Below are 15,554 nucleotides of genomic sequence, written 5' to 3'. Positions count from 1 at the left end.
TGTGAAGCCACGGTGGCGGCAGGGGTGGATCAGAGCTGGTCCAGTGGCGTGGGTCCCTGGTGGATGGACGCCTCGATGTCCTGTTCTTGGGCCAGGCCACGCTTGGTTCGACGACGGTCGTTGACCAGGCACAGGCCGATCGCGATCCCGAAGAGGGTGACCAGCGGAATGGCCAGGTAGAACATGGTCATGGCGTCACCACCGGGTGCCGCCAGAGCCGCCAGCAGGGCGATGAGGAAGACGGTGATCCGCCAATGCTTGATGATCTGACGTCCCTTCAGGACGCCGATCATGTTCAGACCGACCAGGATGACCGGCAGAACCAGGGAGATCCCGAAGGCCAGGAACAGCCGCAGGACGAAGGGGATGTAGACGTCCACGTGGATGTTGTTCGTCAACTCGCCCGGCGTCAGTCCGACGAAGAACTGCGCGGCCTCGGGCAGCACGAGCCAGCCCAGCCCCACACCCAGGACGAACAACGGAACCGCGGCGACGATGAAGCCCAGCGCGTAGCGCTTCTCCTTCTTCTTCAGTCCCGGGACGATGTAGGCCCACGCCTGATAGAGCCAGACCGGCGAGGAGATCACGATGCCGATGAACAGCGAGACCTGGATCATGATGTCCAGGGGCTGACCCAACGCCGTGAACTCCACGGCCACCTGACGTTCGTCCGTGGAGAGACGGGTCACCGGGTCCACGAGGGCGTTGAAGACCGGCTCGTAGAGGAAGAACGCCGCAATGGTCGCCAAGAGCAGGGCGATGCCCGACTTGATCAGTCGATTGCGCAGCTCGATCAGATGGTCCTTCAGGGACATCTGACCGTCTGGGGTCTTGACCCGCCGCTTCTTCAGACGCGGACGGGCCACCTTGCCCTGCTTGACGGAACGGGCCGACTCGGCCGCAACGGCGACCGGGTCAGCGGAACGGGGAGCCATCAGTGATGGACCGCCAGACTACGGAAGGTCAGAGCGGTGGGAGCCGGTGCCGTGGGCATCGCGGTCACGCACGTCCTCGTCCACGATGCGACCCTCGACCGGGTCGGCATCTGCGGCGCCCCCACGCTGGGTCTTGTCCTCGTCCTTCATCTGCTTCACCTCGGACTTGAAGATCCGCATCGACTGGCCCAGATTGCGAGCCATGGCAGGAAGCTTGGGCGCGGCGAAGAGCAGCAGCACCAGCGCGATGATGATGACCAGTTGCCACCCTTGCAGTCCAGCGAACATGAGGAAGTCCTTTCGGTGTCTCTGATGGAGTCTACGTCACGGTGTACGGCCGGAGGGCGTCTTCCAGCCACTCTTCGGCGGCGTTGCGCAGCGGGGAGGGAGCCATGATGGTGAGCTCTCCGCCATGACGCGCCACGGTGGAGAAGGCGTAGTCCGGGGAGCTCAGCTGCACCTCGGCCACCAGGGAGCCGTCTGGCAGTGAGGCAGAGCTGGTGGGGTGAAACCCGTCGGCCAGGTCCTTGATGCGGTGTCCGAACCGGAGCGTCACAGCGATCTCATCGCCCTGGGCCATGAAGAGACCCGGAGCCGCGGGGAGCGGGCGCGGGATGAAGGTGTGCTCCGTCCATCGATGCCCGGCGATCCGATCCAGTCGGAAGTTGCGCAGGCCGTGGGCCTGTCGGCACCAGGCGCGCAGGTAGAGCTGACCGTTCTGCGTCTCGATGCGCAGCGGCTCGACCTGCCGGCGGGTGACCTCGTCACGTCCGGCGCCGTGGTAGGTCAGCTCCAGAACGGTGCGGGACTGCACGGCACGATGCAGGTCGGCCACCAGGTCCTCATGGGGCCCCATATCCAGACCCACGTGCACCGCATCGGCCGTGCCGCGCGTCTGGGTGGGCAGAGCCTGGATGATCTTCACGCGAGCACGACGGGCGGCCTCGACCAGAGACGGGTCCAATCCCGGGACGCTGGCCACCAGGTCCAGGCCGACCACCAGGGCGTGGGCCTCGGGCGTGGTCAGCTGGATCGGGCGGTCCAGTTCACCGGCGTTGAGGATCTCGATGTCCTCGCCGTGGTCGATCACCTCGAACTGACCGCCGGCGAAGTACCGTTCGGGCATGCCACAGTACTTCAGTGTGCGGATGCAGCGGTCCAGCTTCGCCGAGGTCAGGTCCAGTCTCTCCCGCAGCTCGGTCCGGCTCATCCGGCCACGGTGGTTCACCAGTCCCACGATGTCCACGAGATCGGCGACCTTCTCACGGTCGGAATCGCGGTTCCGAGTCGGCTTCACCGGGTGGAGCTTCACCCTGGGGGGCGGCTGGCGCTGAGCGGTCAGGGCGGACTGGAGCAGTCCATGCACGTCCGCCCGCAGATCAGGGTGGTCGCTCGGCACGACGGCAGATGCTCCAGCGGCGGCGATCTGGCCGGCGAACTCCGTAGGCCGGGAGTACTCCACGCAGATCTGGTCCCAGCCGTGGGTGGGTCCGGAGGTGGGGTCCGGTCCCAGGTCCCTGGCGCCGACGCGCAGCCATTGGACCGCTCCAGGCGCAACGAGCAGCCTGGCGTTCTCCGGCTCGGTCTCACCGGTGGCGGCGCGCCGGAACTCGTGAACATCCAGGTCCGCAGGGCGCTCCTGCACGTCCCCGGTGACGGACCCGGGGGGAATGCTCTCCGGTTCGCTGGTGAAGCGGGTGACACGGAACATGCGCTGGTCCTGCCGATCCAGATCCCAGCCGATCAGGTACCACTGTGATCCGGCGGTGAGCAGCAGCCACGGCCGGACGGTGCGGACCGCGGGGTCTCCCCCGGCCGCGGTGCGGTACCCGAAGGTCACGACGGCACCGGAACGGATCTGCTCCTCCAGCTGCATCAGGCGCCGGTCAGCTCCGGCCAGTCGGGCTCCGAAGGTGTCCAGGTCCGCCTGTTCTGCTGCGCTGAGCCAGAGCTCCTCGCGGTCCAGTCTGCCCAAGGCCCGCACCACGGCCCCGTGTGCGGCCGTGCCCTCCCAGAGGGATCGGGCCCGCAGCAGGGCGAGCCGCTCGGAATCGTCGAACTGCACATCAGGCAACGTCAGACGACTGCGGTCCACTCGGTAGCGGGTCTGCTCACCTTCTTCGGTGCCCTTCTGAGGCGCTGCGTCGCCGACGATCTCCAGCGGGATGCCGATCTCCCGCAGGGTCTCCTTGTCGCGGGAGAACATGCGTTCGAAGGCATCCTCGCTGCTCTGCTCTGCATAGGCATCGATATGTCCTCGCAGGTACTCGCGGGTGCGCCCGACTCGACCAGCGGTGAGCAGCAGCCACAGCAGCGAGACGATCCGCTCCTGGGACGCAGTGTTCTCGCTCACCGGATCAGCGGACGTCCACCAGGTCCACGACGAAGATCAGAGTCTCCCCGGGACCGATGTCCGAGCCGGCACCGGTCTCTCCGTAGGCCAGGTGCGGAGGGATCTCCAGACGGCGACGACCCCCGGGCTTCATGCCCAGCAGGCCCTGGTCCCAGCCCTGGATGACCTGGCCGACACCGACCGTGAAGGGCAGTGGGGTTCCGCGGTTCCAGGAGGCATCGAACTCGGCCCCGGTGGACCAGGCAACACCGACGTAGTGGCAGTTCACCTGGTCGCCGGGCTCGACAGCATGGCCCGAGCCTTCGATCAGGTCCTCGATCACGAGCTCCTCGGGAGGGGTGTCTCCCGGGAAGTCGATCTCAGGACGGGTGCGATCGTAGTTGCGCTGTCCGAAGGACATGTGGCTTCCTCTCTGCGGTACGGATCAGTCGGTGGGGCGGATCAGGAGTCCGAGGGGCTCGGCTCTGCCGATGGCGACTCAGCAGGCGCCGACGCCTCGTCGGAGGGAGCAGGGGCCGGTTCTGCAGGCTGGGCTGCGGGCATCGCATGCAGGATGTCGACCACGAACACCAATGTCTCATCCTGCAGCTCGCTGCCTTCGCTGGCACCGTAGGCCTTCTCCGGCGGGGCGACCAGGAGCACCTGGGAGCCCACCTTCTGTCCGGCCAGGCCCTCAGACCAGCCGGTGATGACCTGGTTCAGGCCGAAACCGGTGGGAGTGCCGCGCTTCCAATCGGAGTCGAACTCCTCACCGTCAGACCACTTCACACCCTTGTACCGCACGGTGACATGGTCGGTCTCGCCCACGGTCTCACCCTCCCCCTGGATCAGGGGCTGGACCTTGAGGTCCGTGGGGGCCTCGCCCTCGGGCTTCTCGATGGTCGGCTCGCCGGTCTCCTCGTTCAGGGTGACTTGGGGCAGGGAGTCGTCGGTGACCTCCACCGGCTCACCTTGGGCCCGGACTGGGGACGTGCCGGCGATCTGGAAGACCATCAGCTGATCGCTGCCGCCCTGCTGCCCCATCTGGGAGCCGGGGACGAAGAACGCCACCTGAGCTCCGACCCGGTTCTGGTCGAGCATGTCGTACAGGACGGCGTTGCCCTGCTTGAGGCTCTCGTCCACATAGACGGCCTCGGACCCCTGGGTGAAGTTGTCCGCCTGGATCTCTCCGCTCTCCGGGTCGGCCAGGGCCGTCTGGACCAGGGCGAGGTCGCCGGGCTCGATCTCCTCGCCGTCGCCGTCCTTGAGCACCCGGGAGGAGACCTCACTGGCCTCGATCTGCTCCTCGACCTTCACGCTGGGGCTGCCGTCCTCGGCCACCTCCAGGCTGATCCCCTCCAGGGCTTCCAGGTCCCCTGCGCCGCGCGGTTCCGGTGCTGCGCAGCCGGCCAGCAGCAGGCTGCCGGTCAGTGCCACAGAGAGCGGAGCCGCACTGAGGAGCCGACGACGGGACGAGCGTGGGGTGGGGATGCGCTGGGAGGACATGAGTTCCTTTGCTGACGATCTGGATCGGGCCGGATTCATCCTGGCACGTCACACTGGGCGGATGCTGGACGGTCCTGACCGTGTCGGATCGTCCGCCGCTGAGGGCTGAGGCAGGGTGGCCAGCAGCTCGTCGAGTCGCTCGGACGTGGTGGCGAAGGGGTCCTTCGTGCTCACGGACATCATCGGGCGGTCATTGAACTTGAGCGTGGTCCAGTCCACCGAGTACTCCTGCCCCGCGGCACGAGCCTCGGTGATGAATCTCCCGCGCAGGCAGGCACGGGTGGTGCTGGGCGGAGCGTCGATCGCCTCCTGCACCTGATCATCGGTCAGCACCCGAGCGGCGGCTCCGCGAGACTGGAGCAGAGCGAACAGACCGCGACCGGGGGTGATGTCGTGGTAGGACAGATCCAGTTGATCCAGGCGCGGCGCATCGTCAGCCAGACCGTTGCGGTCGCGGTACCGGGTGAGGAACCGGTGCTTGATGGCCCAGTCGATCTCCGTGTCGATCCCGGTGAAGTCCTGAGTCCGCACGGCCTCCAGCGACCGTTCCCACAGGTCGAGGACGGCAGCGACCCGGTCGTGATGGGGACCGTGGGCCGCGACGAATCGAGTGGCCTGTTCCAGATAGTGCTCCTGCAGCTGCAGGGCTGACCGATGCCGCCCCGAACGCAGGTTCAGCTGTGCCGTGCCGCTGAGGTCATGGGAGACCTGGCGGATGGAGCGGATCGGGTTCTCCATCTGATGGTCGCCCAGTGACCAGCCGGCCTCGATCATCCGCAGCACCAGATCGGTGGCGCCGAAGCGCACCAGCTGGGTGGTCTCGGACATGTTGGAGTCCCCCACGATCACATGCAGGCGGCGGTAGTCCGCAGCGTCGGCGTGTGGCTCATCCCGGGTGTTGATGATCGGCCGGGAGCGGGTGGTGGCCGAGGAGACGCCTTCCCACACATGGTCGGCGCGCTGGGAGAAGGCGAAGTGCGGCTGCGCGGCAGCGCCGAGGGCGTCCTCTGACGGCCGGGTCACCCAGGTGCCGGCACCGGCGTAGAGCTGCCGGGTCACCAGGAACGGGATGAGCGCTTCGGACAGGCGTCGGAACTCGACGGTGCGCGGGATCAGGTAGTTCTCGTGGGAGCCATAGGAGTTCCCGGCGGAATCGGCGTTGTTCTTGTAGAGGTAGATCGTCCCCTCGAACCCGTCCTCGCGCATGCTCGCCGTGGCCGAGTCGATCAGCCGCTGCATGATGATCTCCCCGGCCTTGTCCGTGGCGATCAACTCATCCAGGGTGGAGCACTCGGCGGTGGCGTACTCCGGGTGGGAGCCGACATCCAGGTACAGGCGCGAGCCGTTGGGGATGAAGACGTTGGAGGAGCGCCCCCACTCCACCACAGGGCGGAACAGGTAGCGGGCGACCTCCTCCGGCGTCAGCGGACGGCTGCCGGGGTGGGAGTAGTGCACCCCGAACTCGGTCTCGACGCCGATGATCCTGCGATCCACGAGGTCACTGACCGCCCTTCTGGACGAAGCCCTTGACGAACTCCTCGGCATTGGTCTCCAGCACGGAGTCGATCTCGTCCAGGAGGCTGTCCAGGTCTGCGGTGTTCGCCTGCGATGCCGCTGCACCGCCGCCGGGAGCCGGGGCGGGGCCGGGACCGAGGTCCTCCTCGCGCGGGGAGCTGGAGCCGGACTGCTGCTGCGGCATCGGGTGTTCCTCTCGTTCTGGGTCCTGAAGGGGGCCTGCGTCCAGCCTACGCGGCGGTGTCAGGGGCCGGTGCTGAGATGGCGTTGCCGGTCGACCGCGTCCAGGACCTGCAGCAACTCCTGCACCGAGCCGCCGTCGTCGTCGAAGACGGAACCGGTGTGCGCTGCCGTGCCGAGCAGCGGCTCGCGCTGGTGGAAGCGATGGACGGGACCATCCGGGTCAGGACGCAGCAGCAGGGTGTCCCAGCTGGCGCCGACCACGGCCCGTCCGTGCACGTCCACGGTCCGTCCGCGCAGCCAGGCCCGGGTGTCGGCCGGGGGCAGGTGCATGGCCTGCTGGATCACCGTCTCCTCCACCAGAGTGCGCATGGAGCCCCGCCGCACCAGGGCATGGTGCAGCCCCTTGTCCAGGCGCAGATCCGCGTACTGCAGGTCCAGCATGCCCACCCGTGGGTCGTCCCAGCCCGCCCCGTGGCGCTCCCGGTAGCCGGAGAGGAGCTGGTGCTTGGCCACCCAGTCCAGACGGTCGGCCAGCCGTCCCGGATCGGTCCGGAACAGATCGAGCGTCTCGCGCCAGGCCATCAGCACGTCCTGGGTGGCAGGATCATCCATCCCGAACCGCTGCACGTGTGCTTCTGCCGCGTCCAGGTAGACCTCCATCAGGTCCACGCCGGTCAGCTCGCGCCGGTCCGTCAGGGGGACCGTGGCCTGCAGCGTGGGGTCGTGACTGATCCTCTGCAGCGCCGCCACGGGATCCACCAGCTCCAGGCGCGGACAGGTCCCCAGCTCGATCATGGACAGCACCAGGGCCGTCATCCCACAGCGCAGCCAGGTGGAGGTCTGGGACAGGTTCGCATCCCCGATGATCACGTGCAGCCGCCGGTAGCGGTCCGCCACGGCGTGAGGCTCATCGCGCGTGTTGACGATCGGACGCCGGATGGTGGTCTCCAGCCCCACCTGCTCCTCGAAGAAGTCCGCCCGTTGGCTGATCTGGAATCCGGGGGTCCGTCCGGTCACCCCGATTCCCACTCGACCTGCCCCGCAGATCACCTGCCGGGCGGCGAAGAACGGGAGCAGGTGGGCGGCCAGTTCGTCGAAGTCCAGGGCCCGAGCCACCAGGTAGTTCTCATGCGCACCGTAGGAGACCGACTTGTTGTCCGTGTTGTTCTTGTACAGCAGCACCTGCGGGGATCCCGGCGCCTGCGCGATCCGCTTCGAGGCCGCCAGGGCCACCCGGTCCCCGGCTTGGTCCCACACCATGGCATCCAGCGGGTGGGTGGTCTCCGGAGACGAGTACTCGGGGTGGGCGTGGTCCACGTACAGCCGGGCGCCGTTGGGCAACACGAGGTTCATCAGCAGATGCACCCGTTCGCCGTGCTCGTTGTACCCCTCCCCCAGCCGGGGCCGCACCTCGTCCGTGAGCTGGGAGGGATGCGCCACGGACCGGGGCATGGTCCAGCCGCGCGCGTCCACCAGGGGCGACTCCTCGCCGTAGTCCCATTCGGTGCCGGCCACGGAACCGCCCTGAGAGGTGACCAGGTCCGCGTAGGCGTTGACCACCTCGGTGGAGAGCTGGGAATGCCCGGCCCCTGGGTTGGCCGGCGCATGCACCCCGAACTCGGTCTCCAGGCCCATCACCCGGTGCACACCCCACCCTGCGGTGTCCCGTCCTGCCGGGATCAGCGCGGCGATCTCCGCCTCATCTCGGCCTCCCGGCACCAGGGCGAACTGCCCCTGCCAGGCCGGCTGAGCCGCCGTCGGGCCGTGGTGTCCTGAGCGGGTGGCACGGGGAACCTGGGGCACATGGGTCATGAGGGATCTCCCGACGACGGCTCCTCACCCGAGCCGGTCACCTTGCCGGAGGCCAGATGCGGGGTGTGCACGAGCATGCGCAGCTGGGCCACGCGGCCTTCGCGGTGACCGGAGATGCGGGCCCAGTCCTCCGGGGTGCTGGTGTTGGGCAGGTCCTCCTGCTCCCCGAACTCCTCGGTGACCGCACGCAGCAGATGCTCCCCGCGCAGGCCCTTCACCCCGGACCCGCTGGCGGAGAGGAACTCCTTGATGGCGTGCTTCTTGGCCCGGTCCACGATGTTGGCCACCACGGCCCCGGAGGCGAAGTCGGCGAAGTGCAGGGTCCGGGTGGAGCCGTCCGTGTAGGTGACCTCCACGAACTCGGTGTCCGGGGTGCGGGCGAACATGGCGTCGGCCGTGCGCTGGATGAGCGAGTCGACGGCGGCCTGACGGTCGCCCCCGGCGGCCTGGACCTCGTCAGGGTGCAGAGGCAGGTTCGGAGTGAGGTACTTGCCGAAGATCTCCGCCGCGCCGTCCCGGTCCGGACGGTCGATCCGGATCTTCACGTCCAGCCGGCCCGGGCGCAGGATGGCCGGGTCGATCATGTCCTCGCGGTTGGAGGCGCCGATCACGATCACGTTGTCCAGGCGCTCCACGCCGTCGATCTCCGCCAGCAGCTGCGGGACGATCGTGGTCTCCACGTCCGAGGAGACGCCGGAGCCACGGGTGCGGAACAGGGACTCCATCTCATCGAAGAAGACGACCACGGGGTAGCCGTCGGAGGCCTTCTCCCGGGCCCGGGCGAAGATGGTGCGGATGTGGCGCTCGGTCTCGCCCACGTACTTGTTCAGCAGCTCTGGGCCCTTGATGTTCAGGAAGTAGGAGCGGCGCTCCTCCGTGGACCGAGAGGCCAGCGAGTTCGCCACGGCCTTGGCGATCAGGGTCTTGCCGGTGCCGGGAGGGCCGTAGAGCAGGATGCCCTTGGGCGCCTTGAGCCCGTGCTCGCGGTACAGCCCGGGATGCAGGAACGGCAGTTCCACGGCGTCACGGATCTGCTCGATCTGGGGACCCAGTCCGCCGATGTCCGCGTAGCTGACGTCCGGCACCTCCTCCAGGACCACGTCCTGGACCTCGGTGAGCGGCACCAGGTCCAGAGCGTGGCCGGTGCGCACATCCACGGTGACGGCGTCTCCCACGCGGATGCGTTCGGCGGAGAGACGGTCGGCACGGCGCACCACGCGCTGTTCGTCGCCCCGCCCCACGATCACCAGCAGGCCGGAGTCCAGGACCTCCTTGACGCGGGCCAGTTCGCCGGTGCGCTCTGCGGGCAGCACCGAGACGATGGTCAGGGACTCGTTGAGCAGCACGTCCGCGCCGGAGGTGATGCGGTGCAGCTCGATCAGCGGTGAGGCGTTGACCCTGAGTTTGCGGCCGTTGTGGATGACGTCCACGCTGGGTTCCACGGTGGCGTCGATCTCCACGCCGTCCACGGCGTCACGCTTCTCGTTCACCGCCAGCACGGTGGCGTAGCTGAAGGGTGTCTCTCCGTCCAGCTCCAGGGCGGCCTTCAGGACGGTGATCTCCTCGCGAGTGGCCTCCAGCAGGTCCACCATCCGGCGGTTGTTCCGCGCGGCGGTCTCCAGCTGGTACTCCAGGGTCCGGTTCTTCTCCACCAGCGTGGCGGCGCGGCGCTTGGCCCCGTCCAGCTGGTTGAGCAGCTGGGCCTGGGAGACGCCGCCCGCGCCGGTGTCGGTGCTGGGGGGTCCGGGGTTCGAGGAGGGATCGGCCATGGATCCAGCCTAGTGGCCTGCTCTGACCGCCCGCCTGCTGAGGCGAGACGTGACGGCTACTGGCCGGCCGTCGTCGGGCCCTGCGGGGCGCTGGACTCCGGCTGCGGGTCGGTCTCCGATGCGGCGCGGACTGAGCGCTCGGCCATGGAGGCGGCCTCCCGGGCGGACTTGCGGGCCTTCTTGTCCGTCACGGTCCGCTCCCCCAATGCCTGCGGGGTCCACCGGGTCTCATCCGACGGCAGCCAGGCCTCCGTGTCCTCCGCGGAGAACTCCGAGACCTTGGAGCGCTTCTTCAACAGCATGGCCTCCTGACCGGTGGCCAGCCGACGGCAGGTCATCAGGAACCCGGTGTGGGCCACCATCCGGTGGTCCGGACGCACCGCCAGTCCGTCCAAGTGCCAGCCGCGGACCATGGTCTCGGAGGCCTCCACCGGAGTGAACCGTCCATCCTCACGGATCGCCTCGGCCACGCGGGACATCTGCGTGGCGGTGGCGATGTAGTTCAGCCACACTCCCCCGGGTGCGAGCACGGTGGCCACCGCGTCCAGGCACTCCCAGGGGGCGAGCATGTCCAGCACCACACGGTCCACGGATCCGGGCTCGTGGTCCTGGTCCATCTGCTGGGCGTCCTTCAGATGGACCTGCCAGGCGGGGTGCTCGGCGCCGAAGAAGGTGGTGACGTTGGCCTGGGCGATCTCCGCAAACTCAGGGCGGCGTTCGTAGGAGTGCAGCCGGCCCGAGTCCCCCACAGCGCGCAGCAGGGAGATGGACAGGGCGCCGGAGCCGACGCCGGCCTCGACCACCGTGGCGCCGGGGTAGATGTCCGCCAGCTGCACGATCTGCCCGGCATCCTTGGGGTAGACCACGGTGGCACCGCGCGGCATGGAGAGCACGAAGTCGTTGAGCAGGGGCCGCAGCACCTGGTACTCGTGTCCGGAGGAGTTCTGCACCACCACGCCCTCGGGGCCGCCGATCAGATCGTCGTGCCGCAGCACGCCCTGGTAGCTGTGGAACTGTCCGCCGCGAGCCAGGGTGATGGTGTTCATCCGCCCCTTGGCATCCTTGATCTGCACGCGCTGCCCCTCCCGCAGCGGACCGCGGCGAGCTGAGGCTCCAGTGGCGGATGCGCTGGGTCGATCGGTGCGGGGGCGAGGCTCGGTGCTGGTCATCGGCGGCCAGATCTCCTTGAGGGTGGGGCGGTCCTGCCGATCCAGCAGGCATTCCAGAGTACCGAAACCAGCAGACCTCAGCGCTCTGTGCGGCGCAGCGAGAGCCGACGCATCACATCGGCCTGGCGCAGCACGCCGCAGACCTGGCCGTCGAGCCCGATCACCGCGTACTCCGAGCCGTCCACCCGGGACAGCCGGTCCACCAGCGGCGCACCGCGGTCGGCATAGCCCACCACCGCGCCGCTCGTCAGGGCACGGGCGACGGCAGAGACCGGCGTGTGCGGCAGAGCAGAGCTCGGGACGGTGGACAGCACGTGCTGGTCCAGGACCGCCTCCGGGCGTCCGGTCTCGGAGAGCACCACGACCTCGGCCCCGGCCGCGAAGGCCAGCACCTCGGACAGTGGAGTCGAGGCGGGCACACCGACTGCTGGGCGCATCAGCTCGCCCACCCAGAGGTGAGGGACGCGTTGGCGCAGCCGCCCGACGCGGATGGCCTCGGAGGCTCCGTTCCAGAGGAAGAAGCCCACCATCACCAGGATCACGATCAACGGGATGTCCGCCGGACGACCCTGAAGGAATGGCACCACCACGAGCAGCACGGCCAGCAGCAGCACGATGCCGCGTCCGGACCAGCCCGCTGCCACCGTGCCCTTGTCCTGACTCCCGGTGGCGGCCCAGACCGCCGATTCCACGATCCGCCCGCCGTCGAGAGGCAGACCCGGCAGGACGTTGAACAGGGCGACGAGCCAGTTGGCGTAGACCAGGATGTCCAGCAGCAGCCGGGCCACCCCTTCTGGTGGGGCCACCGCGGCGATCAGCGTCCCGGCCAGGGCGATGAGCACGTTCGCGGCCGGGCCGGCCAGGGCCGTCACCAAGGACCGCCCCGGGGTGGCCTGGAAGGCGCCGAACTGGGTGTGGCCACCCCACAGGTTCAGCACGATCTCCTGCGCCGGCCAGCCGAAGGCCCGAGCGCTGACGGCATGGGCCAGCTCGTGCACCAGAACGGACAGGGCCAGCAGCACCGCATACAGGAAGGCGATCCCGTAGGCTCCGATGCCGAGCTCCGGGAACAGTCGTGCCACCTGGGGACCGAACAGCAGCACCACGAAGCCGGCGATCAGCAGCCAGTTCCACGACAGGTAGACCGGAACACCGACCAGCCGCCCCAACCTGATCCGGCCGCGGCGTGAGACGCGGTCCGGCATCAGCCCAGACCCTGCGGCGGAGCGCCGGCCGCCGCCAGCTGACCGATGGCGCCGACCACCTCGGCGAGGTCACCCACGCTGCGACCGGCCAGGGTGTCCCACTGACGCCGGCGCGGATCCTCGGGCAACTCCGTGACGAGCGGGACGGCCACCGTGGGCAGGCCGGCGGCGGTGGCGGAGGTGACCCCCGGCAGGGAGTCCTCGATGACCAGGCAACGGCTTCGATCCACGCCCGGGTGCCGGTCCTGCATCCGGGACAGCGCAGTGAGATACGGCTCAGGGTGGGGCTTGCCTCGGGTGACCTGGTCACCGGTGACCATGAACTCGAAGGACCCGTCCGGGGCACGGTCCAGGATCACCTGGGCCAGCGGGGTGTGGGACATGGTGACGAGGGCACAGGGCACGCCGGCCTGGTGGAGGGCGGCCAGCAGCTCCCGGGCTCCGGGTCGCCACGGAAGGTTCTCCTGGACGCCTGCCATCACCTCCCGCAGAGCCGTGTCCACGATGGTCTCCACGTCCAGGTCCAGTCCGGCCTGCTGCAGCAGCCGCGCGCCATGGTCCAAGGACTGCCCGGTCAGGGACTGTGCCAGCCCCTCGGTCCAGGTCCCACCCTGGTCTTCGAGCATGCGTCGGTGGCTGGCGTTCCACAGCGGCTCCGTGTCCACCAGGGTGCCGTCCATGTCCCAGAAGACCGCATCCAGGCGGGAGGGGCGGTGCTGCGTGGTCTCAACGCCGGCTGGTGACGGGGACGGAGGGCGGTGATCGCCCTCGAATGGGGGGTGTCCGGAACGGTCGAGGGGCATGCATCGAGTCTAGTGTCGAGCCGCCCCGTCCTCAGCACGGGAGACCTAGAGTGGGTCCATGACCACAGACCGTGGATCCGATGATCCGACCGACCGGCAGCTCGGCGCGGGGCTGCGCTCCTACCTGAGGCGTCTGGACGAGCGCGATCCGCACCGCCGACCGGTGATCCTGATGACCGCGTTCGAGGGGTGGAACGACGCCGGGGACGCCGCCACGGATGTGCTTGACCTGATCCGCGAGCAGATCGATGCCACCGAGCTCGACTCCCTCGCGGATGACGACTACTACGACTACCAGTTCACCCGCCCCACGGTGAGCCGCGACGAGGACGGCCGTGGCACCCTGACCTGGCCGAGCACCAGGGTGTTCCGAGGCGTCCTGGATGCAGGACCGGGCGGAGACACCGGCCTGGAACTGCTGATCGTGCGCGGTGTGGAGCCCAGCTTCCGCTGGAGGGCCTTCACCGCCGAGCTGCTGGCCTTGGCGCGGCGCCATCGGGTCGACGCCGTCCTGACCTTGGGTGCGCTGCTGGCCGATGCCCCGCACACCCGTCCCCTGCCGGCCACTCCCTCCAGTGCCGACCCGCAGCTGCGTCAGGCTCTCGGTGTCTCCCAGCCCACCTATGAGGGTCCGACGGGAATCGTCGGCGTGGTCACGGACAGTGCCGTCGATGCAGGTCTTCCCACCGTCTCCGTATGGGTGGCGGTGCCGCACTATGTGGCCCAGAGCCCGTCACCCAAAGCACAGATGGCGCTGGCCGGCCGGATCGAAGAACTGCTCGAGACCACCCTGGACCTGGACCTGCTGGCCGAGGACGCTCAGGCCTGGGAGCGTGGCGTGGACGAACTGGCCACGGCAGATCCGGAGGTCTCCGCCTATGTGCAGCAGCTGGAGAAGGCGCGGGACACCGAATCGCTGCCGGAGGCATCGGGCGAGGCGATCGCTCGCGAGTTCGAACGGTATCTCAAGCGGCGCGATCCCGGCCACGGCTGACCCCGGTCCATGTGCACCGGCACCGAAGGCGCCGATCAGTCGGTGAGGCGGATGCCCAGCAGGGAGTCCACGACCGTGCTGACGGACAGCTGAGCGTCTGACACCGGCGACGAGTCCTGACGATCACGAGCCTGGGCCCCATCGGCCCACCGGTCCAGCTCCACCAGGGCGGCGGGGGCATCCAGGTCGTGGGACAAGGCGTGATGCAGGGACTGCAGGAGCTGTTCGCCGTCCCCGGGCTGCTCCTCGGTCAGGGCGGCGCGCCAGCGCTCCAGGCGTGCGGAGGCGTCCGGCAGGGACTGATCCGTCCACTCCCAGTCCGCACGGTAGTGCTGAGAGAGCAGGGCCGTGCGGATCGCCGCCGGGTCAGCGCCCTCGCGGAGCAGGTTCGAGACCAGGACCAGGTTCCCCTTGGACTTGGACATCTTCTCCCCGTCCAGGGCCACCATGCCGGCATGCAGGAAGGTGTGGGCCAACGGACGTCCGTCCACGGCGGTGGCGTGGGCGGCACTGAACTCATGATGGGGGAAGGTCAGATCCGATCCACCGCCCTGCACCGAGAACGGGACGGGCAGCAGCCGACGTGCGATCGCTGAGCACTCGATGTGCCAGCCGGGGCGTCCCTCGCCCAGGGAGCCGCCTGCCCAGCTGGGCTCACCTGGACGGGCGGCGCGCCACAGCAGCGGGTCCAGAGGTGAGCGCTTGCCCGGGCGCTGCGGGTCGCCCCCGCGCTCCGGGAAGACCTCGGCCATCTGCTCGGGTGACATGCCGGAGATGCTGCCCAGCGTCCAGTCCGTGGCGGACTCGGCGGCGGCGATGTCGAAGTAGATGTCGCCGTCGGGATCCTCGCCCTGGCCGGGCACCGCATAGGCGGTGCCGTTCTCCACCAGGCGGGTGACGGTCTCGGCCACCCAGTCCACGGTCTCGGTGGCACCCACATAGTGGTCCGGGGCCAGCACGTTCAAGGCCTGCATGTCCGTCCGGAACAGCTGGGTCTGGTCCTGCGCCAGCTCCCGCCAGTCCATTCCGGTGGCCTCGGCCCGCTCCAGCAGCGGATCGTCCACGTCCGTGACGTTCTGCACATAGCTGACCGGATAGCCGCAGGCGCGCCAGTACCGGTGGAGCAGGTCGAAGCTCACGTAGGTGTTGGCATGGCCCAGGTGGGTGGCGTCATACGGGGTGATGCCGCAGACGTAGAGCGAGGCCTCTTCGGAGGTGCCCGGGTGCTGCAGGGCACCGCTGGCGGTGTCCATCAGCCGCAGACGGTCCGGCTGGGCCGGCAGGAGGGCGGGGGACGGTGTGGACCAGGACTGCATGGGTTCCTTGCTGTG

At 68.8% G+C, this 15,554-nt stretch carries 14 protein-coding genes; 1 reads left to right on the top strand and 13 read right to left on the bottom strand.

Annotation, left to right across the window (positions count from 1 at the left end; translation table 11 throughout):
• Positions 1-29: 29 nt before the first annotated feature.
• From tatC to ACEXHE_RS02815, 12 genes are all read right to left on the bottom strand, one after another.
• Positions 30-935, bottom strand: a complete 906-nt coding sequence (gene tatC / locus ACEXHE_RS02870; RefSeq protein ID WP_374784635.1) for a twin-arginine translocase subunit TatC — start codon at positions 933-935, stop codon at positions 30-32.
• Between the two features lie 18 nt (positions 936-953).
• The gene (gene tatA / locus ACEXHE_RS02865; protein WP_374784634.1) at positions 954-1,223 is read right to left on the bottom strand and encodes a Sec-independent protein translocase subunit TatA; all 270 of its coding nucleotides are present in this window, start codon (positions 1,221-1,223) and stop codon (positions 954-956) included.
• Positions 1,224-1,254: 31 nt separating this feature from the next.
• The gene (locus ACEXHE_RS02860) at positions 1,255-3,288 is read right to left on the bottom strand and encodes a helix-turn-helix transcriptional regulator (protein WP_374784633.1); all 2,034 of its coding nucleotides are present in this window, start codon (positions 3,286-3,288) and stop codon (positions 1,255-1,257) included.
• Between the two features lie 4 nt (positions 3,289-3,292).
• Positions 3,293-3,688, bottom strand: coding sequence for an FKBP-type peptidyl-prolyl cis-trans isomerase (locus tag ACEXHE_RS02855; protein ID WP_091696862.1), 396 nt, complete (start codon positions 3,686-3,688; stop codon positions 3,293-3,295).
• Between the two features lie 41 nt (positions 3,689-3,729).
• Positions 3,730-4,773, bottom strand: coding sequence for an FKBP-type peptidyl-prolyl cis-trans isomerase (locus tag ACEXHE_RS02850; RefSeq protein WP_374784632.1), 1,044 nt, complete (start codon positions 4,771-4,773; stop codon positions 3,730-3,732).
• 48 nt (positions 4,774-4,821) lie between these two features.
• On the bottom strand, positions 4,822-6,267 hold the full coding sequence (gene pafA, locus ACEXHE_RS02845) for a Pup--protein ligase (RefSeq protein ID WP_374784631.1): 1,446 nt from the start codon (positions 6,265-6,267) through the stop codon (positions 4,822-4,824).
• 4 nt (positions 6,268-6,271) lie between these two features.
• Positions 6,272-6,472, bottom strand: coding sequence for a ubiquitin-like protein Pup (locus tag ACEXHE_RS02840; RefSeq protein ID WP_260061155.1), 201 nt, complete (start codon positions 6,470-6,472; stop codon positions 6,272-6,274).
• 59 nt (positions 6,473-6,531) lie between these two features.
• Positions 6,532-8,283, bottom strand: coding sequence for a depupylase/deamidase Dop (gene dop, locus ACEXHE_RS02835; RefSeq protein ID WP_374784630.1), 1,752 nt, complete (start codon positions 8,281-8,283; stop codon positions 6,532-6,534).
• Positions 8,280-10,052 carry a proteasome ATPase gene (gene arc, locus ACEXHE_RS02830; RefSeq protein ID WP_374784629.1) on the bottom strand — a complete coding sequence of 591 codons (1,773 nt, stop codon included), beginning with the start codon at positions 10,050-10,052 and terminating at the stop codon, positions 8,280-8,282. The genes dop and arc overlap by 4 nt, the downstream gene beginning before the upstream one ends.
• 56 nt (positions 10,053-10,108) lie before the next feature.
• On the bottom strand, positions 10,109-11,221 hold the full coding sequence (locus ACEXHE_RS02825; RefSeq protein WP_374784628.1) for a tRNA (adenine-N1)-methyltransferase: 1,113 nt from the start codon (positions 11,219-11,221) through the stop codon (positions 10,109-10,111).
• Between the two features lie 77 nt (positions 11,222-11,298).
• The gene (locus ACEXHE_RS02820) at positions 11,299-12,426 is read right to left on the bottom strand and encodes a site-2 protease family protein (protein ID WP_374784627.1); all 1,128 of its coding nucleotides are present in this window, start codon (positions 12,424-12,426) and stop codon (positions 11,299-11,301) included.
• On the bottom strand, positions 12,426-13,229 hold the full coding sequence (locus ACEXHE_RS02815) for an HAD family hydrolase (RefSeq protein WP_374784626.1): 804 nt from the start codon (positions 13,227-13,229) through the stop codon (positions 12,426-12,428). Before ACEXHE_RS02815 ends, ACEXHE_RS02820 begins: the two co-directional genes overlap by 1 nt.
• A 58-nt stretch (positions 13,230-13,287) precedes the next feature.
• Between ACEXHE_RS02815 and ACEXHE_RS02810 the strand changes: the two genes are divergently transcribed.
• Entirely contained in the window at positions 13,288-14,223 is a 936-nt protein-coding gene (locus tag ACEXHE_RS02810) for a PAC2 family protein (RefSeq protein ID WP_374784625.1), read from the top strand.
• Between the two features lie 35 nt (positions 14,224-14,258).
• On the opposite strand, the gene mshC is transcribed toward ACEXHE_RS02810, so the two are convergent.
• Positions 14,259-15,539 carry a cysteine--1-D-myo-inosityl 2-amino-2-deoxy-alpha-D-glucopyranoside ligase gene (gene mshC / locus ACEXHE_RS02805; RefSeq protein WP_356966369.1) on the bottom strand — a complete coding sequence of 427 codons (1,281 nt, stop codon included), beginning with the start codon at positions 15,537-15,539 and terminating at the stop codon, positions 14,259-14,261.
• Positions 15,540-15,554 lie beyond the last annotated feature (15 nt).

Origin of the sequence: Micrococcus sp. IITD107, from assembly GCF_041927415.1 — a bacterium.
Lineage (GTDB): Bacteria > Actinomycetota > Actinomycetes > Actinomycetales > Micrococcaceae > Citricoccus > Citricoccus terreus.
The sequence above is the reverse complement of the archived record's forward strand: the minus strand, read 5'-3'. Positions and strand labels throughout refer to the sequence as shown.